The sequence below is a fragment of the Pseudomonas spirodelae genome (assembly GCF_034653255.1).
Taxonomy (GTDB): Bacteria; Pseudomonadota; Gammaproteobacteria; order Pseudomonadales; family Pseudomonadaceae; genus Aquipseudomonas; species Aquipseudomonas spirodelae.
Genome location: NZ_JAYEET010000025.1, coordinates 18,529 through 35,458, shown reverse-complemented (window position 1 = coordinate 35,458; position 16,930 = coordinate 18,529). Strand labels below are relative to the sequence as shown.

Genomic DNA, 16,930 nt, shown 5'->3' with positions numbered 1-16,930 from the left:
GCTCTGACCCACTTGCGAATCGTGTTGCGCGCCAACCCGGTGCGCTTGGCTATCTCATGCAGCGACAGCTTGTCGCGGAAATACATCCGGCGAATTTTGCCCATCATTTCCATACTGATCACCCTGTGTTCTCCTGCTCAAAAATTGAGCAGAAGCAGTTGAACACCTGGGTCAGTTTTCAGTCGGCAGAACAGCCTCTACTGGGTCAGTTTTCGGTCAGCGGCAACACGAAGTCTTTATGCAGCAAAAAATAATGGCCGAAACCAAGTGCGTTTAGCAGCTGTTTAGTCTTTTACTGCTATGCCCGAGAGACTACCCCGGTTAGGCAGCGCTCGTAGAGCCATTAATCCTTGACCCTTGCATTGCGGTACTGTGTAACCCTATAAATCGTCAAAACAAATCGTGCGGTTGCGGCCCCGAGATTTAGCTTCGTACAGAGCAGTGTCTGCTTCACTGAGCAAACGTTCTAGGTACCTAGTGGTTTCTTGATGCTGCGGTGTGAGCGTGGTGAGGCCTATGCTGACCGTAATCTGCTGGTCGCATACTTGAGCTTGCGCAATCTGGTCATGTAGCCGTTGAGCAGTAAGCTCTGCCCCTCGGCGATTAGAGTAAGGAAGCCAAACCACAAACTCCTCACCACCATAACGGACAACCGAGTCTTGCGCCCGCGCGCTATTTTGGAGCTGAGATGCGATATGGCATAACACGCGATCTCCCTCTGCATGACCCAAACGATCATTCACCTGCTTGAAAAAATCGATATCAATCAACAATAAACTTCCAACATCTTGGTCGCTTGCCGTTTTTATCCAGCGGTCAACTTTAAGCAAAAGTGCCCGGCGATTGCCGAGGCCTGTTAAATGGTCGGTATGGCTCAAGTAGGCCAATTGGTCTGCTTCAGTTTTCACCTCAGCCGTATATGCGGCGAGCTGAGCATAAGCACGCATAAGCTCACCGTTGACTTCGGTTAGTTGGGCCGCAGTATCCTGAGCCTGTTGGCGAGCTTGGAGCAGTTCAGACTCAAAGCGTTGGCGCTCCTTGGCTACGAAGAATAGCCATATCACAACGCGCGTTCCTCGAATCTCACTGACCCGCGCATTAGTCATAACGGGTATGCGCTGGCCGTCCACACTCAGTAGCTGCATATAGAGTTCACTGAACCCACTGTCTTTAAACAACAACGGCCAGGCGTGGGTCTGAAGGAAGATGCAGCTCGCTGGCGGGAAATATCGATCCATTGTGCCGCTCTCGCTTGGCCCTACGAGATTTCTGAAATCGAGATTGGTATGCAGTACGAGGCCACTGCAATCTGTCACCAAAACAGGGCAAGGCAATCGCTCAAGGTAGAACACGACTGTCTCTTCCTGATAGGTATTTGCGCATGCTGTCTGCGACTAAATCGGGGTGGCTCATATGAGCACAATGTCCGGAGACGTCGAGTATTTCCAGGGTGCTGCCGGTTAAATGCTGATGCAGATAGTCGCCCACGATCAGCGGTGCTAGGGCATCGTTTCGGTGCTGCAGTATCAGGCACGGCGTTTTGCAGTGTTGTAGCTGATCACGTATATCCGAAAAGAACGTGACCTCGGCGAACAGTCGCGCCATGACTGGATCGGTGGAGCAGAAGCTGTTTGAAAGTTTCGCTGCCAGCGGTTGGTTCAGCGTTGCACCGGCCACGACGGGCGCAAAGTATTGCGCCCAGCCGATGTAGTTCTGGTCCATAAGTTCAAGCAGCCCTTCCAGATCCGCTCTTTCGAAGCCGCCCTTATAGTCTGGGGGAGCATTCAGAAAGCAGGGTGATGGCCCCACCAAAATCATATGGGAAAAGAGTTTTGGGCGTTGTATGGACGCAAGGATGCTACCGCCAACGCAGTCGTAAATTGCACCTGGTGGTGGATCGCTATATGGCCGCGTAGCGCCGGTTCTTGGGTTCAAGCAGCCTATCCGCTTTGATTTCTCCGTTGGTTCGGTATACGTTACATTCAATATAACTTGTTGCGTATACAGAACATGGACTATTCCCTCATCACGCTGCGACTTGGCGAGCAGCTTCGGCAGCGCCGTCTGAATCGCGGGCTGACTCAAGCCTCACTGGCTTCCCTGGCTGGCATAACCCGGCAAAAGGTTATCGCCATTGAAAAGGGCGATCTTTCGGTGGGAATGATGGCCTATGCGCGAGTGCTAGCGGCCCTAGACTCAGAGCTCAATGTGGTGCCGGCAGCCATGCCCACGTTGGACGAAATCCACGGAGTATTCGACTGATGACGGCCGTGCTGCAGGTTGCAACGCCAGAGGGTGACAGCGGGAAGATTCTTACCAGCACAGGTGATTACCTATTCCGTTACCACGAGGACGCCGAGGCGCGGGCGGCGATCAGTTTGCTAATGCCGGTGCGCATGGACGAATACCGTCATCGAGAATTGCACCCGATCTTCCAGATGAACCTGCCGGAAGGATACGTCCTGGAGCAGCTACGCAACCGCTTGGCCAAGGTTGCGAACGTTGACCCGATGCTGCTGTTGGCACTGTCCGGTAGCAGTTCGCCTATCGGGCGGGTGGCGGTCAGCTCGCCTGAGGTCGATGTGCTGTTACGAAGGCAGCAGTTTCCCGGAGAAAAGCTCGAAGAAATCCTCGCCTGGGACGGTGCAGAAGATATTTTTGCCGGCCTGGTGGATCGCTACATTCTGCGTGCCGGTATATCGGGCGTGCAGCCTAAGGTACTGGTCCCAGAGCATCAGGATTCCGTGCCGCAGCGCTTCACCTCGAAAACCTCTGACCTGATCATCAAGAGTGGCCGTGATGAGTTTCCGGGGCTGGCGATCAATGAGTTCCTTTGCATGTCCGTATCCAAGGAGGCCGGTATTGCGGTGCCGGAGTTCTACCTGTCCGCCAATGCCAAGCTGTTCGTGATGCGCCGCTTCGACCGGGACGAGCAGTTGAACCCGATCGGCTTTGAGGACATGGCGGCATTGATGGGGCTGGCGGCGGAGCAAAAATACAGCAAGAGCTATTCGGCTATCGCCAAGGCTATCCGCCTGTACTGCCCATCCGAGCAGGTGCGGGGCTCATTGGCTCAGCTATTCGCCATGGTTACCTTGAGCTGCATCGTCGGTAACGGCGACGCCCATCTGAAGAACTTCGGGTTGCTGTATTCCGATCCGACCCAGCGCGATGCGCGGCTGGCCCCGGCCTACGATATCGTCAACACCACGGCCTATATTCCAGAGGACGTATTGGCGCTGGACCTTGTGGGCAACAAGACGCTCTTTGCGTCTCGACAGGGGCTGCTGGACTTCGCTCAGGTGTGTGATGTAGCGCGGCCAGAAGAAGTGATCCGCGAGCAGTTGAGCGCGCTGGAGCGTGTACTGGCGCGCTCAACCGAGCTGTGCGAGCAGGCGCCGCATGTGGTCGCGGCAATCAGACATTGTGCTGGTCCGTTTATAAAAACTTTTGGTTAGTACACGTGCAGAAACGCAAGCGAGGTTACAGGGGCGTAATGCTCCCAATCGACCATAGACGAAGCAAAAAAGGGGCCGAAGCCCCCGTTGTTCAGATCAGTCCTCGCTCAGAAAATGACACTGTTTGTCGGCCTCCGACCACGATGTGATCCAGCGAACGTACCTCAACAAGCGTCAATGCCTCCTTGAACCGTTGGGTCAGCGTTTTGTCTGCCTGGCTTGGCTCAGGATTTCCGCTTGGGTGGTTGTGCGCGAAGATCACTGCTGCCGCGTTGTGGTGAAGTGCTTCCTTGACCACTTCCCGAGGGTAGACCGACGCGCTGTCGATACTGCCACGAAACATCTCAACGTACTGGATCAGTTGGTGCTTGGCATCCAGGAACAGTGCAGCGAAAACCTCATGTTCGAAACCGGCCAGTTTGGTGATCAAGTACTCCTTGACCAGCTCTGGAGGGTGAACGCTTCACCGCGTTGTGTTTTGAGGTCGATGACCCGACGTGCCTCTTCCAGAATCTGCTCCGCAGTGGCCGGCAAGTAGCGACCCTGGTCGTCTTGCATCAGTAGTGAAGCGTTAAAAGCCAGAGAGAGTTGCGACATGATCGTGCTCCAGTTGCTCGGGCGGAATTGCCCGGAACCGGAATCAGCAGGGTGTAGCGCAGCAGTCAGGGGGCGATAGCCGGCCCTGCCGCAAGTGCGCGAAGCGTACGCAGCCCTTGACGGCGAGAACGCCGTGATAGGGTGAGAGGAAACAGCAAGACCGTTATTCCACCGATCGTATGGTCACCGCACGCAAAAGAAGCGCGCAGGCTCTTGCCTTTTCCGCACAATCGTGTGGATTTTTAGCCATAACCATGACCCAGCCTTAAAACCTCACGATCATGCGGAATTATTGAAGAATATCGCCTTGTTGACTAAAATCCGCACATTCGTGTGGATTTGTGCTTTTCTCCCTGCGCTGCGCAAAAAATCAGCAAGATCATGAGGTTTTTCAAATGAAAATCGACATCGAGTCCCCTGAGCAAGTAGGCGCGCTCATTCGAGCAAGTCGCAAGGCCATGCAAATCCGCCAAGACGATGCGGCTGGCATCATTGGCGTGTCCGAGAACTTCCTGGGGAAGGTGGAGCGTGGCGGGGAAACAGTGCAGTGGGGCAAGCTGTTCCAAGTCATGCAGGAGCTCGGTCTGAACGTGACGATCGAGGTACCAGAACCCTTTGCCGACGATATCAGGAAGCTGCTCGCTGAAACGGCAAACAAGAAACTGGCCAAATCAAACAAGGCATCTGCCTCCAAGAGTCCTGCATCCACGAGCAAGGCTAACTAATGGAACGATCGCTCAACGTCTGGATTAACCAGACTCACGTGGGCACCCTGCGCGAAAGCAATGGCCTATGGGCCTTTTGCTACAGCGGGCAGTGGTTGGTCGATCCTTTGGCGCATGCATTGTGCCCGTTGCTACCCCTGCAGGCGGAGGAGCACTTTGATGGTGCTACCACTCGCCCTGTGCAGTGGTATTTCGACAATCTACTGCCGGAAGAGGGTCAGCGGCACCTAATTGCTATGGCCGCAGGCGCGGCGATTGAGGATGCTTTCGCCTTACTGCAGCATTTCGGTGCGGAGTCGGCCGGCTCTCTCACTTTGCTTCCCCCTGGGGAAGAGCCTGAACCGGGGAGCATACAGGTGCTGCCCGATGGCGAAATGTCAGAGCGCATTTTGGCGATGCCGAAGATTCCCTTGGCCGAGAAAGCAGCCAAGAAAATGTCCTTGGCTGGTGCCCAACATAAGGTGGCGATCATCTACAGGGATGACCAGCTTCTTGAGCCAGTGGGTAACGAGCCATCGACACACATACTCAAGCCCGACCATCCAGGTGATGCATGGCCGCACTCCGTGATCAACGAATGGTTTGTGATGAAACTGGCTGATCGTGTGGGATTGCCTGCACCAAGGGTGCACCGCTTATATGTGCCGCAGCCGGTCTATTTGATTGAGCGTTTTGACCGCGCCGAGACTGAGCACGGCTGGGCTCGCCTTCACTGTATCGACGCGTGCCAATTGAATGGTTTGTCCAGAGAGTTCAAGTACAGCGCCGGCAGTGTTGAGCTCATTGCAGAACTGGCCAACCAGTGTCGGCCAGCAGCGCTGGCCCGGTTGCGCCTATTCCAATGGCTGACCTTCAACGTCCTCGTGGGCAATGAGGACGCGCATCTGAAAAACCTAAGTTTCTTGATGTCTCCTAGGGGCGTACACCTGTCGCCTTTCTATGACTTGCTGTGCACGGCTGTATACGGCACACGGGCGTATGATCGGGATCAATGGCCAGGCCAAGCCACTATGGCTTGGCCAATTAATGGTACTCAGCGCCTAGTAGAGATCACTACGCCGTTACTCATAAGCGCTGGTGAAGCCATGGGTATCAAGCCAACAACGGCCCGGGACAACATCCGGAAACTTGTCGACAGTGTGCGTATAGAAGCACCGAAGCTACTGGATGAGGTGATTCAACAAAATACCGAGCTGCTGCAGCATAGGCAGGAGCTTAAGGCCACATTAGGGGGTGAAGTCCGGCTGTTGAGGAGCATTAATGCGATCGTCATCAGCGAGATGACGGCTCAGTTGAACGAAGGCCTGTAAGGCCTGCGTAGAGATCTCAGGAACTGAGAGCAGACAGGTTCGACACGGAAATGGCCCAGCGACCTTTGGTCACTGGGCTTTTGCCATCGGTGTTGGATTAAATAATCTTCAGAGGCGCGGCCTTGCGCATGGGGAACATAGCTCGAACTCCTTTTCAAGGTGCACTGAGCGTAGTCCAGTCTGTGTGGATGCCAAGTATCTGGTTGGCGGGTGCCAGCCAGAGGACTGAGGTGTCTACGAAATTAGGCGCTATTCATCCTTCGAACTGACTGCTGCCTTGGCGCAGGGTATTCGCGAGAGTTTTGAAGCCCTCCAGAAGTAACTGATCGTTGTGTGAAGCGTTAGTTACGCTCGCGCGGACAAACTGCGGAACTGCTGCTCGGCCAACGGCAAAAGCCTCTGCTGTCGCAATCAGGTAATTTTTAAGCTTAAGGTCAGCTTCAATGTCAGACGCACGCCAAGGTTCGGGTACCTCGATCCAAAAATGCGGACTTTGGGGGTGTGTACGGTAGGTCAATCCGTCCAGCACACCCTGCACGAGATCTTTGCGGCGACTGATCTCTGCTATTTGATCGCGCAGCAACTTCTCAGCCGTACCGCCCTCTATCCAATTGGTGGCGAGTTCCATTGCCAGTGGGGTTGCCATCCAGCAAGAAGCTCGCAAGGCTGCAGTGATTCGACTAATTAATGTCGTCGGGGCATGCAGAAAGCCCACCCGCAGGCCAGCGGCTACTGCCTTACTCAGGCTGCTAATCAAAATGCTGCGCTCTGGCGCGAAAAAACTTAGAGGTGGAGGGCGGTTCTCTACAAGAACGGCGTGGGCTTCATCCTCGATGATTAACAGATTGTGTTTACGACAAATCTCGATGACTGCTTCTCGGCGCTGCGGAGAAAGAACGCCCGTGGTCGGGTTTTGTAGCGTGGGTGTGCAGTAAATAGCGGAGACGCGGTTATGGTGACAAAGCTCATCAATGGATTCCGGCGTTAAACCCTCTTCATCCATTTCTGCGCCGAGAAGCTTGATACCGAGCATGCGTGCAGCTGTAATCAGGCCAGGGTACGTAAGTTGTTCCGTGACAATTGTGTCTCCTGCACGTAATAGCGCCATGAGGGTGCATAACAGTCCATGCTGAGCGCCGTTCGTACATAGAACTTGATCCGCCTGGGGGATGAAATTTCCATGGGTGAGCCAGGTCGCACCAGCCTGGCGGTAGCGCGCAAGTCCTGCGTCGGGGGTGTTGTTGTGGTCAACGAATTCTGGACACTGGTTTAGGTTTATCCGGCCAGTGATTCGGCTTCCACTGGCGTTTTGTACCCGTTGTAGCTGTGTGGCCGTTGATGGTTGTAGTAGTCCGTCAGGTAACGCAGTACATCCGCCTCAGCCTGACCCTGGTTGGTATGTAAGCGTCCAGCCAAGTCACCTTCCGAACTCCAGCATTAAGGGCGATGGTGTCCGCGTATTTTTAAGCGGACGCGATCGTCCTTAACGTTAGGATTTCCATGCGCCAACGAAGCTCTTACCCCAAACCGTTCAAGGTCCAGGTCGTTCAGGAATGCCTACAACCGGGTGCGACCGTCTCCAGCGTTGCCATCCGCCATGGCATCAACGCCAACGTCATTCGAAAATGGCTACCGCTTTACCGAGATCAGCTACCCGCGGTGTTGTCGGCGTTCGTTCCATTGAGGGCTACGCCCAAACGGCCGACTGCAGCATCGGTGATTATTGAGCTATCGCTTGGCGAGCAGTCAGTCACAGTGAAATGGCCAGTGTCCGATCCTGACGGCTGCGCCCGCTTTGTCCGGGGGCTTGCCCCGTGATCCGCATCGATAGCATCTGGCTTGCCACTGAGCCGATGGACATGCGCGCCGGCACCGAGACCGCATTGGCCCGTGTAGTGGAGGTATTCGGTGCGGCGAAGCCGCACTGTGCTTATCTGTTCGCCAACCGCCGCGCCAACCGCATGAAAGTGTTGGTGCATGACGGTGTAGGGATCTGGCTGGCCGCGCGGCGATTGAACCAGGGCAAGTTTCACTGGCCAGGCATCCACCGCGGCTCGGAAGTTGAACTCGACACCGAGCAGCTTCAGGCTTTGGTGCTCGGTTTACCTTGGCAGCGGGTTGGTGCAGCCGGTGCGATCACAGTGCTGTAGCGCCGGCCATTAGCCCATCGCTTTATCTGCGCTGATCGCCTGCTCTGGCACAATCAGCGGCATGACTTCCTCGCCCAATCTCGACCAACTGACACCTGAGCAACTGCGCGCACTCGCTGCGCAGTTGCTGTCGCAAGTCGACACGTTGGGTAAGACGGTTGAAACGATGGGCAAGAAGATCGACCGCGATCAAACCGTCATCGAGCAGCTCACCCATGAAATCGCCTGGTTCAAGCGACACAAGTTCGCCAAGCGTAGCGAGCAACTAAGCCCTGACCAGGGCAGCCTGCTGGATGATTTGCTCGACACGGACATTGCCGCTATCGAGGCGGAACTGAAAACCCTCAATCCTCCGGCGGCTCCGGCTGAACCCCGCCAACAGCCCAAGCGCGCACCGCTGCCAGCCCAGTTTCCGCGTACTGTGATCCGTCACGAGCCGCAGAACACTCAATGCACCTGCGGCTGCCAGCTGCAACGCATCGGCGAAGACATCAGCGAAAAGCTGGATTACACGCCGGGCGTGTTCACCGTCGAACAGCACGTGCGTGGCAAATGGGCCTGCCGTCAGTGCGAAACACTGATCCAGGCGCCGGTACCAGCCCAGGTGATCGACAAGGGCATCCCCACTGCCGGCCTGCTGGCTCACGTGATGGTGGCCAAATTTGCCGACCACCTGCCGCTGTATAGGCAAGAAAAGATTTTTGGGCGCGCTGGCCTGGCCATCGCCCGCTCGACGCTGGCGCAGTGGGTCGGACACACCGGCGTACAGCTCCAACCATTGGTCGACGCCCTGCGCGAGGCGGTACTGGCGCAAGGCGTGATCCACGCCGACGAAACCCCCGTGCAAATGCTGGCCCCTGGCGAGAAGAAAACCCACCGGGCTTACGTCTGGGCATACTGCACCACACCCTTCGCCGACCTGAAGGCCGTGGTGTATGACTTCAGCCCCAGCCGGGCTGGTGAGCATGCGCGCAATTTTCTGGGTCAGTGGAGTGGCAAGCTGGTCTGCGACGACTTCGCCGGCTACAAGGCCAGCTTCGAGCAGGGCATCACCGAAATTGGCTGCATGGCCCACGCCCGCCGCAAATTTTTCGATCTGCACGCAGCGAACAAAAGCCAGTTAGCCGAACAGGCGCTGCACTCCATTGCCGGGCTGTATGAAATCGAGCGGCAAGCACGGCACATGAGCGATGAAGAACGCTGGCGAATACGGCAGGAAAAGTCTTCACCAATCCTCGATGCGCTGCATAACTGGATGCTGGCCCAGCGTGATCGGGTGCCCAACGGATCAGCCACGGCAAAAGCCCTGGATTACAGCCTAAAACGCTGGTTAGCGCTGACGCGCTATCTGGACGACGGCGCCGTGCCTATCGACAACAATCAGGTCGAGAACCAGATTCGACCATGGGCCCTTGGACGCTCGAACTGGCTGTTTGCCGGGTCGCTGCGCAGCGGCAAACGGGCGGCGGCGATCATGAGCCTGATCCAGTCGGCGCGGATGAATGGGCATGATCCGTACGCCTACCTGAAGGATGTGCTGATGCGGCTGCCGACACAGCGGGCCAGCGAGATTGGCCAACTACTGCCGCATCAATGGGCACCCGCCTGAATTACGCAAGGTGAGTTCGGCAGACGCTTACGATTTTTGGCGCGTTGATACAGGTACACCGGCACCAGCCAGACCCAGCCCCTGAAGCGGCTGGTATTGTGCCCGGTCTTTTGCAGACGCTTCTCGTCGAAGAAGGACAGCAGCAGATTGAGCGCTAGCGTGATGTACCAGTAACTGGCGTTTTCCATCGCTCGCGCCGCTGCTGCTTCGCTGCCATTGAGCGCACCAGCGACGAACCATTCCATCAGGTAGCCGATGATGGGGGCGAAGGCGAGCACCCAGACCAGGGTGTTGTTCACCTGGCTACCAGCCAGTGGTGGCGGAGTCTGCTGCAGGTGTTGCCGCAGAGGTGTGTCCTCCAGCTTCGCCCACTCGTTGAAGCCGGGCATCCAAACAGAACTACCATAGCCGAGGCGGCCCGAGCGAATCAGCTCGACCATCTCCTGTTCGCTGGCACCACCCTTGCGCTCGCCTTTCTCCTCATAGAACCACTGGCTCGTGCTGTTTTGTGTATCGGACATCGATTCACTCCTCGATTCGATTGATTACGTGGAGCAGTGTCTCTGCTCCCGACGACAGCCTGTGTCGCCGTACGGGCTGTCTTACCAGGCCGAGTGGCAGCTGTTTTCCGGGCTGTCCAGCGGCTGGAGTACGGTGGTTATATTTTTGGTCGGCAGATTGACTGTCTGCCCGCCAGCAGCAAGCTTCAGGTTGTTAGCCTTGCGCAGGACTTCCCAGAAACCCGGGAAGTTGGCCCCGCAAGCTCGGCAGTCGGTGAAGAAGGGGTTGCTATAAGTCTCGCCGTCGACGATCACATCGAAGCCGTTGCCCTCATCGGAGCTGTATTGCTGGCCGCCGATGCTTGCGTAGGCGCGGACGTAGCCATCCTCCTCATGGTTCGGGCAGGAGATATTCAGCTCGTTGCCATTGCCGTCGTCCACCAGATGCTCGCTGACACCCATGCCCCAGCCGGAAGTCCATTCGTAGGTGCCGGCATGGGCGCTGGCGCAGGTAATCAGGCTGCAGAGCAGCAGTATCTTGGTTTTATGCATGATGAGTTTTCCTGTGATGTGGTGCAGATCCGTGATTAGCGAAAGAACTGGGTCAGCCGCTCTCGCATGATTTCTGCGCGGTTGGCCGGGCGGGTTTCCAATTCAGTGTGTTGGCAGGCTGGGCACTGGAAGAACCAGTCGACTTCCAGCCGGATGGCATCGCTGGCAGGAATGGTTGTGCGTTGCCAGCCGCAGTGTGAGCAGATGAAAGTGCGAGGATGGGGAGGTATTGGCATGTATGGTCTCTCCGTTGTGCTTTAAGAGAGTGTGCCGGAGTAGCGCGGCAGATTGTGTCGCGGTATTGCGACTCAGTGCTGCTCTGTTAGGGTACGGAGCTTATTCAAGGAGAGAACCATGCAGTTCCAGTCGCTGAAGCAACGTCATCGCCAGGAGCGTGATGCCCAACACCCCAATCTGCGTCTGCGTGTCCATCGTGCACTTAGTTGGCTTGACCGCGCGGAGCAGGCTGACGACCTCGACGGTCGTTTCATCTTCCTGTGGGTAGCCTTCAACGCTGCCTATGCCACTGAGATCGACGAGCGCCAGCGCCTCTCGGAGCAAGAGACCTTCAAAGCCTTCCTGGAAAAGCTCTGCTCAATGGATAAGAGCAAACGGATTGATGCACTTGTCTGGCAAGAGTTCTCCGGCAGCATCCGGGTACTGTTAGATAACCAGTACGTGTTCCAGAGCTTCTGGGATCACCAGAGCGGCAAGATCGATGAGAACACTTGGAAAAACCGCTTCGCCAGCGGCAAGAAGTCCGCCCAGCTGGCCCTGGCCAGCGGCAACACGCCAGCGTTGCTCGGCGTGCTGTTCAACCGCCTGTACACCCTTCGCAACCAGCTCATCCACGGTGGCGCCACCTGGAACGGCTCGGTTAATCGCGAGCAGATGCGCGACTGTACGAGCTTGCTAGGTAAGCTGGTGCCGTTGATCATCGAACTCATGATGGATAGCGCTGATACCTTATGGGGGGAGGCGTGTTATCCGGTAGTGGATGAGTCCTAAACGCATAAGGCCCGCGGCACCTTGCAACGGGCTTAGATGTTACCGAGATTCAATCAAGTGCTCTGAATTCCGCGTCTATAGTCTCTGCTTCGACGCGCCATGCATGGAAGCGCTGCTGGCGCGTGCGGCTTTCATCCAGATTGTTTTGCAGCTCTTGTCGGCGGTTAGCGAGCAGCAGGTAGTCGGGAAAGAACTCTTCTTTGAAGCGCTCGGAGTTCACGAGATCTAGAAAGTCCTGGCGCTGCTGTTCGAAGTTACTGACCATTTCTGTAATGGCCTTTTTGAACGCCTCTTCGCGCTTGTATTGCTCCCAGCTATCCCAGGCTTCGAGAGCCACACCGATAAAGGCTAGTGCACCGTTGGCTCCCTTGGCGAACTTTAGGGCACCCCAGGGTTTGAATTTTAGGTATTTTCCGATATCCATGCCCACTGTCTTGGCTATGGTGACGATGCCGTCGCGGGCTGCCAGTACCGTGGTGTTGTTGATTAGGTTGCCCTTGAGCACGTGATTGATGCCCTGCTTGCCCAGCGCCTTGACGGTGGTGTTGAAGTGGTTGACCTCACTATCGAAGCCGACCTGCATTTTTTGCATTTCAAGGGTGATGGATTGAGTCTGGCGGCTGAACTCGGCCTGCATACGTGTGGCCAGGATGATGCCTTCTGCTCCGACTTCTCGCTCGAAGAAGTCGCCAAAGGTTTCCAGGCTGCAACCCTTGGCCTGTAGGATTAGATCAGCGAAATAGCGCATGGCGAACTCGCGTAGGCTATTGCGTGCATCTTCAATTTGCTGCCCGGTTCCTGCCAACTGCGCTGCGAGGCGGGCGTTGAGTTCGTGGAGCTTGCCTACTTCAAGGGATACCTTCTGGTCGTTTTCGATGGCGACCGGCAACTGGTTGCTGAGTACGTCACGGATCACGCTGGCGCGCATCTCGTTGGCCAGCGCGGCATTGCCACCATTTTGCTGGATCTTGTCGGTAGTGGCCGACTGCAGTGTGGCGATATGCGACAACGCCTTGAACTGTTCGACGTTGGCCAGCCAGTGCTCCACTCCCCAGTCGAACGGGTTGGCGGCCACGGCGACGATGGACAGTTCGGTGACCTCCTGCTCGGTCAGCTTGATCAGCTCGCGCAGGCGGCCGGTCACATTGTCGCGCTTGATCTGCAGGCCTTCCTGGTATGCCTGTTCGTCCTCCACGTCGGCCACCTCGTCGAAGCGGCTGAGAATGAAAATGGTGCGCGGCAGCAGGCCCAGGGTACGGAACAGCCAGGTCAGGTCGTCCTGGTGGCTTTCCTTGATGGGGTTGGTCGAGTTCATCACATAGAGCACCAAGTGAGCTTCGCTCACGTACTTCTTGGTGATGTCCTTGTATTTCTCGATGGCGTGGGTCTCGGCGTTTTCCTGCTCTTTGAAGCCGAATAGTCCGGGCGTGTCGATCAGGACAAAGTCTTCACCGACTTCGTAGACCTTCACTTCATTGGAGGACTCCTGGTGGCTGATCTTCATGCTGGATTTATCCAGTCTCTCCATCCAGGCCGCCGCGATTGAGGTTTTGCCTTCGGAGAAGCCGCCAATCAGAGCGACTTTGAGTTTTTCGCTGGATACGCTGTCGATGGCAGCTTGCAGCTTGTTGTTCAAGGCTGGGTCGATAGGCACACCGGCTGCCACGCCCTGACCGAGGAAATGTTGCAGCTTGCCGAGAAGCTCCAGCGCGCTTGCCTGCTGGGCTTTGAAGGTGTCGAGGGTGTGTTCCATTACAGTTTTCCTGCGGTTTCGATTTGGCGGGATAGGGCTTTCAGGCGGCTGGTAGAACTATCAAGAGCTTGTACCTGTGCGGCGGCCTGTTTGGCTGGTGCTTCAAGTGCCAGGTCTAACTGGTGAATAGTACGTTGCATTTCGGACAGGGCCTTTTCCAAGTTGTCGCGCAGCGCATTGCGCAATTGCTCGGTGGCGCTGCGCAGGTTCTTCTCGGTAGCTTCGCGTTGTTGGGATTTTTTGTAATCGGAGCTGAGGGCACCCCAGACGGCCTTACCGATGGAGGCGAGCACGGAAACGACAGCGGCCCCGGCGAGCCACAAGCTGGCTCCTCCGGTGAAAGGCGCCAGTGCGAGGCCGGCAAGGCCACCCAGTAATCCAGCAACCTTAATGCCGTTGTCGATTTTTATTTTGAGGTCGAATTTCTCGTTGAACCGTGTGCTGCCGAGTTTTTCATAGCTGGCGGCCAACTCTTTGGCATGCTCTTCGAAGCGCGTGATGATGTCATCGGCGGCTTGTTGGAATTTTCCGACCTCTGCGCTCACGACGCTGGGAAGTTGCTTGCCCAAGTGTTCTTGTTGAGTTTCGAACTGGCTGTGTAATGCATCCTTGAAGGCATCGTTGCTGATGTCGTTCGCTATACGCGCATAGATGTTGTTGCGCACCTTGCTGGTGAAATCGTCGATCAAGGTTTCACCGCACGACTCCACACGTTTTTTCAGGGCCTGGAAGCTACTGTTCAACTGGCTCTTGGCGCTTTGTCCTTCCTGGGAAAGTTCTTCTGCTAGCGTAGCCAGGGTCTGCTGAACTCCGGAGAGGGTTTGGCTAGTCTGGTCGAGCGATTTCTTGGCCTTGTTGAAATTGGCCCGAGTGATCTTGGATTGACCGTCGTGGAGCAACTGGTCGTCGAGCAACTGTAGAAAGGCGCGCACACGGGACTTTTCCAAAAGTTCGTCGCAGCTGAAGTCCGTGAGACTCTTGTCGCGATCTCTGGCGTTCTTAGACTCTGGGGCGAAGTGATCCGTCGAAACTAGGAACGCAGGTCGTGCGGTGAGCGGGAACACTTCGCGGTAGTGCTTGCCGAGTTGCTCGCGCATTTTTTCGTTTAGCCCGATCAGACTGGTGTTCTCGTCGTCGGAGGTCAGTGGCCGGCCAGTCAGTGACTGCTTAGGGTTAGTGATCTTTTTGTTGAAAATTGTCCATACCTCGGTTTGCGCGCCCAGGTGTTGCTTGATCTTCTCCAGCGTGCCTTGGCGCTGCTGGTCACCCGTTTGTGGTGGTGCGGGCTGATTGGTGACATAGAACACCGCGTGCGCGGTCTGGACGGCGCTCTCTATCTCGCTTAGCACTAGGCCTTCCTTGCCTTCGATGCCAGGCACATCCAGCAGGGCGAAGGGCTGGCCGTTCAGTACGAGGTCATAACGCTGTGTCTGGCGGGTGAAATCGGCCCTGCCGTCACCGATGATTTCACCGTCGGCCTGTTTCTCCAGTTCAGCCAGTAGATGTGCTAACTGGCTTTCATGTTTCTGGCGCTGCTGGATGAGGCCTTGCTGGTTGTGTTCCGCTTCGGTCTGCTGGGAGACAAGAGTTGCGATGTCGTTGTCGCGGGCCGCGACGATCTCGCCTAGCTGCCGCTCCAGTGCGAGCCGCTCCTGCCTGGCCTGCTGCTCTTCGGCGCCTAGGGTCGATGCTGCTCTATCACGCGTCGCGGAGGCTTCCGAGAGTGTGACAGTTGCTTGGTCTAGCTCGATTTCTTCCGGCGTTTTCCTGAACAGATTCAACAGCTTCTGCCAGAGAGAAGCGTTCTTTTTACGCTCGGCGAGAAGGGTCTGGAGCTGCGTGACAGCATCAAGGGCGCTGCCATAGAGCTGTTCATGCTGCTGGAATTGTCTGCCCAGCTGCTTTGCCCGCTCGTTGCTGTGGGCGTCGGCTTGGTCGATGGCCGCCAGGGTTTGCTTGTACGGTTGTTCGTAGTGCTGCAGCGTGGCGCTCAGCTGCTGCGCTAGTTCGTGGAGCTGGGCATCGGTTTGGGCAATGGCCAGTTGCAGGTTCTGCAGGCTTTCCTCGCTCAGGTTGTACTGGCTTTTCAGTTCGCAGAACACCTGTTGGCTAGCGAGCTTTTTAGGTTCCTGCAGTAGAATGCGCAGGGTCTCGATGATGGTCGATTTACCTGCGCCGGTTTCGCCATAGAAGGCAATGGTGAAGGTATTCCACTCGGCATTTTTTTGCAGTTTGGCTAGCTGTTTTTCTAACGCTGTTTGGTACTGCGTAAGCCGCGAGTGCGCATCGCTTTTCGCTTGGGCCAGGGTGGGGTCGTTCGACTGCACTCTCAATGAGTCGATGATGCGGGCCAATTCCTCGTTGATGTGCTGGTAAATGTCGCCTGGGGCCTTCAGGTCAAGTGTCGTCATGGGTGACTCTGCGAATGATTGTTCAGGCGGGGAGGTATGAGCGGTCGTGGCGTAGGCAGGTTCTTGCGCAGGCACCGCTGAGTTTTTTATCGAAGTTTTGAACTTGGTTTTGTTCAGCACATCCTGCAGCCGCTCCCAATAGTGGGTATGGCCGAAGTCTTCCATTTCCACGCTCTCGAAATGCTCGACCTCGTTACGCCCGAGGCAGGTCTCCCCCCAATTCAGCAGAAGGGTTCGGTCTGCCTTGGAGTAAGCATTGATCAGTCGCCCCTGGAGCAAACCACGCATTTGTTGTGCTTCGTCAGGGGTGACTTCGACCGCGGCGGCCATCAGCAAGACATCATTGATCGCTAGCCGTTGCTTCTTGGTAAAGGTTTTCAGGCTGTTGACGACCAGTCGGCCTCCGAGCGAGTGGCCGATCAGGTTGATCGTTTCGATCTGTGGATGATTGTGGCGCAGATATTCGCCTAATTGCTCAAGCAATACGGCACCCATCCTTTCTGCCCGAGAGCGGGCGTCCGTAAAGCTTTTTCGCCGGTCCTTGGCGAAAGAACCTGCAAGGCTCGAATAAGCAAGGGGGGACGCTAGGCCTCCGGTCATCAAACTCAGGCCTACCGTACCAAATGCCATGAGCGACGACTTGTCGAAATGGAGGTAGTGATTCGAGGGCCAGAACGCGAAGATATTGGTGTAGTGCCGAAGTTGACCCGGAATTTTGTCGAGTAAGAGCTTTTTATCCTCATCGCTATGCCCGGCGCTGTAGCCGTGAACGAAGATATTGGCTTCTGTCGTGCTTGGATTGGCGATTGGCGACGCTTGGAAGCTGAAGGCGTTGATCATCTTATTTCCTTAGCAGG

Annotated in this window: 16 protein-coding genes and 2 pseudogenes; 8 read left to right on the top strand and 10 right to left on the bottom strand. The window is 56.2% G+C overall.

Annotated features, from left to right (window positions below; translation table 11 throughout):
• Positions 1 to 380: 380 nt before the first annotated feature.
• On the bottom strand, positions 381 to 1,352 hold the full coding sequence (locus SOP97_RS08525; RefSeq protein ID WP_322948925.1) for a GGDEF domain-containing protein: 972 nt from the start codon (positions 1,350 to 1,352) through the stop codon (positions 381 to 383).
• Positions 1,339 to 2,085, bottom strand: coding sequence for an alpha/beta fold hydrolase (locus SOP97_RS08520; RefSeq protein ID WP_322948924.1), 747 nt, complete (start codon positions 2,083 to 2,085; stop codon positions 1,339 to 1,341). The genes SOP97_RS08525 and SOP97_RS08520 overlap by 14 nt, the downstream gene beginning before the upstream one ends.
• Here SOP97_RS08520 and SOP97_RS08515 point away from each other — a divergent pair.
• Together SOP97_RS08515 and SOP97_RS08510 are read left to right on the top strand one after the other, a co-directional pair.
• Positions 2,011 to 2,262, top strand: a complete 252-nt coding sequence (locus SOP97_RS08515; protein ID WP_322948923.1) for a helix-turn-helix transcriptional regulator — start codon at positions 2,011 to 2,013, stop codon at positions 2,260 to 2,262. The genes SOP97_RS08520 and SOP97_RS08515 overlap by 75 nt on opposite strands.
• Complete coding sequence (locus SOP97_RS08510) at positions 2,262 to 3,458, top strand: type II toxin-antitoxin system HipA family toxin (RefSeq protein WP_322948922.1); 1,197 nt, start codon at positions 2,262 to 2,264, stop codon at positions 3,456 to 3,458. Before SOP97_RS08515 ends, SOP97_RS08510 begins: the two co-directional genes overlap by 1 nt.
• A gap of 91 nt (positions 3,459 to 3,549) precedes the next feature.
• On the opposite strand, the pseudogene radC reads toward SOP97_RS08510, so the two are convergent.
• Positions 3,550 to 4,055 (bottom strand): annotated as a pseudogene (gene radC / locus SOP97_RS08505) (RadC family protein).
• Between the two features lie 395 nt (positions 4,056 to 4,450).
• Here radC and SOP97_RS08500 point away from each other — a divergent pair.
• Positions 4,451 to 4,780 (top strand): helix-turn-helix domain-containing protein, encoded by a 330-nt coding sequence (locus SOP97_RS08500; protein WP_322948921.1) that lies wholly within the window; start codon positions 4,451 to 4,453, stop codon positions 4,778 to 4,780.
• A complete protein-coding gene (locus SOP97_RS08495; RefSeq protein WP_322948920.1) occupies positions 4,780 to 6,090 on the top strand; it encodes a HipA domain-containing protein in 1,311 nt (436 codons plus the stop codon). Before SOP97_RS08500 ends, SOP97_RS08495 begins: the two co-directional genes overlap by 1 nt.
• 253 nt (positions 6,091 to 6,343) lie before the next feature.
• Here the strand turns inward: SOP97_RS08495 and SOP97_RS08490 are convergent.
• Together SOP97_RS08490 and SOP97_RS08485 are read right to left on the bottom strand one after the other, a co-directional pair.
• Positions 6,344 to 7,327, bottom strand: a pseudogene (locus SOP97_RS08490) (aminotransferase-like domain-containing protein); the annotation flags it as partial.
• Positions 7,328 to 7,365: 38 nt separating this feature from the next.
• Entirely contained in the window at positions 7,366 to 7,506 is a 141-nt protein-coding gene (locus SOP97_RS08485) for a hypothetical protein (protein WP_322948919.1), read from the bottom strand.
• An 84-nt stretch (positions 7,507 to 7,590) separates the two neighbouring features.
• On the opposite strand from SOP97_RS08485, the gene tnpA reads away from it, so the two are divergent.
• From tnpA to tnpC, 3 genes are all read left to right on the top strand, one after another.
• Positions 7,591 to 7,908, top strand: coding sequence for an IS66-like element accessory protein TnpA (gene tnpA, locus SOP97_RS08480; RefSeq protein WP_073665984.1), 318 nt, complete (start codon positions 7,591 to 7,593; stop codon positions 7,906 to 7,908).
• Positions 7,905 to 8,240, top strand: coding sequence for an IS66 family insertion sequence element accessory protein TnpB (gene tnpB / locus SOP97_RS08475; RefSeq protein ID WP_010562499.1), 336 nt, complete (start codon positions 7,905 to 7,907; stop codon positions 8,238 to 8,240). Before tnpA ends, tnpB begins: the two co-directional genes overlap by 4 nt.
• Before the next feature lie 61 nt (positions 8,241 to 8,301).
• Positions 8,302 to 9,849 (top strand): IS66 family transposase, encoded by a 1,548-nt coding sequence (gene tnpC, locus SOP97_RS08470; protein ID WP_169879246.1) that lies wholly within the window; start codon positions 8,302 to 8,304, stop codon positions 9,847 to 9,849.
• On the opposite strand, the gene SOP97_RS08465 is transcribed toward tnpC, so the two are convergent.
• The 3 genes from SOP97_RS08465 to SOP97_RS08455 form a co-directional block, all read right to left on the bottom strand.
• Complete coding sequence (locus SOP97_RS08465) at positions 9,831 to 10,370, bottom strand: DUF4339 domain-containing protein (protein WP_322948917.1); 540 nt, start codon at positions 10,368 to 10,370, stop codon at positions 9,831 to 9,833. The genes tnpC and SOP97_RS08465 overlap by 19 nt on opposite strands.
• Before the next feature lie 81 nt (positions 10,371 to 10,451).
• Positions 10,452 to 10,901 (bottom strand): hypothetical protein, encoded by a 450-nt coding sequence (locus tag SOP97_RS08460; protein ID WP_322948916.1) that lies wholly within the window; start codon positions 10,899 to 10,901, stop codon positions 10,452 to 10,454.
• 35 nt (positions 10,902 to 10,936) lie between these two features.
• Positions 10,937 to 11,137, bottom strand: a complete 201-nt coding sequence (locus tag SOP97_RS08455) for a hypothetical protein (protein WP_322948915.1) — start codon at positions 11,135 to 11,137, stop codon at positions 10,937 to 10,939.
• 118 nt (positions 11,138 to 11,255) lie between these two features.
• Between SOP97_RS08455 and SOP97_RS08450 the strand changes: the two genes are divergently transcribed.
• Positions 11,256 to 11,909 carry a hypothetical protein gene (locus tag SOP97_RS08450; protein WP_322948914.1) on the top strand — a complete coding sequence of 218 codons (654 nt, stop codon included), beginning with the start codon at positions 11,256 to 11,258 and terminating at the stop codon, positions 11,907 to 11,909.
• Between the two features lie 49 nt (positions 11,910 to 11,958).
• On the opposite strand, the gene SOP97_RS08445 is transcribed toward SOP97_RS08450, so the two are convergent.
• Both SOP97_RS08445 and SOP97_RS08440 read right to left on the bottom strand, forming a co-directional pair.
• Positions 11,959 to 13,662 (bottom strand): LeoA/HP0731 family dynamin-like GTPase, encoded by a 1,704-nt coding sequence (locus SOP97_RS08445; protein ID WP_322948913.1) that lies wholly within the window; start codon positions 13,660 to 13,662, stop codon positions 11,959 to 11,961.
• Entirely contained in the window at positions 13,662 to 16,913 is a 3,252-nt protein-coding gene (locus tag SOP97_RS08440) for a DUF726 domain-containing protein (RefSeq protein ID WP_322948912.1), read from the bottom strand. The genes SOP97_RS08445 and SOP97_RS08440 overlap by 1 nt, the downstream gene beginning before the upstream one ends.
• Positions 16,914 to 16,930: the final 17 nt, after the last annotated feature.

What these genes read in the sequence shown, in the direction of transcription:
- SOP97_RS08515 (WP_322948923.1), top strand. Translation starts at nt 2,011, where the DNA reads ATGGACTATTCCCTCATCACGCTGCGACTTGGCGAGCAGCTTCGGCAG.
- SOP97_RS08510 (WP_322948922.1), top strand. Translation starts at nt 2,262, where the DNA reads ATGACGGCCGTGCTGCAGGTTGCAACGCCAGAGGGTGACAGCGGGAAG.
- SOP97_RS08500 (WP_322948921.1), top strand. Translation starts at nt 4,451, where the DNA reads ATGAAAATCGACATCGAGTCCCCTGAGCAAGTAGGCGCGCTCATTCGA.
- SOP97_RS08495 (WP_322948920.1), top strand. Translation starts at nt 4,780, where the DNA reads ATGGAACGATCGCTCAACGTCTGGATTAACCAGACTCACGTGGGCACC.
- tnpA (WP_073665984.1), top strand. Translation starts at nt 7,591, where the DNA reads ATGCGCCAACGAAGCTCTTACCCCAAACCGTTCAAGGTCCAGGTCGTT.
- tnpC (WP_169879246.1), top strand. Translation starts at nt 8,302, where the DNA reads ATGACTTCCTCGCCCAATCTCGACCAACTGACACCTGAGCAACTGCGC.
- SOP97_RS08465 (WP_322948917.1), bottom strand. Translation starts at nt 10,370, where the DNA reads ATGTCCGATACACAAAACAGCACGAGCCAGTGGTTCTATGAGGAGAAA.
- SOP97_RS08460 (WP_322948916.1), bottom strand. Translation starts at nt 10,901, where the DNA reads ATGCATAAAACCAAGATACTGCTGCTCTGCAGCCTGATTACCTGCGCC.
- SOP97_RS08455 (WP_322948915.1), bottom strand. Translation starts at nt 11,137, where the DNA reads ATGCCAATACCTCCCCATCCTCGCACTTTCATCTGCTCACACTGCGGC.
- SOP97_RS08450 (WP_322948914.1), top strand. Translation starts at nt 11,256, where the DNA reads ATGCAGTTCCAGTCGCTGAAGCAACGTCATCGCCAGGAGCGTGATGCC.
- SOP97_RS08445 (WP_322948913.1), bottom strand. Translation starts at nt 13,662, where the DNA reads ATGGAACACACCCTCGACACCTTCAAAGCCCAGCAGGCAAGCGCGCTG.
- SOP97_RS08440 (WP_322948912.1), bottom strand. Translation starts at nt 16,913, where the DNA reads ATGATCAACGCCTTCAGCTTCCAAGCGTCGCCAATCGCCAATCCAAGC.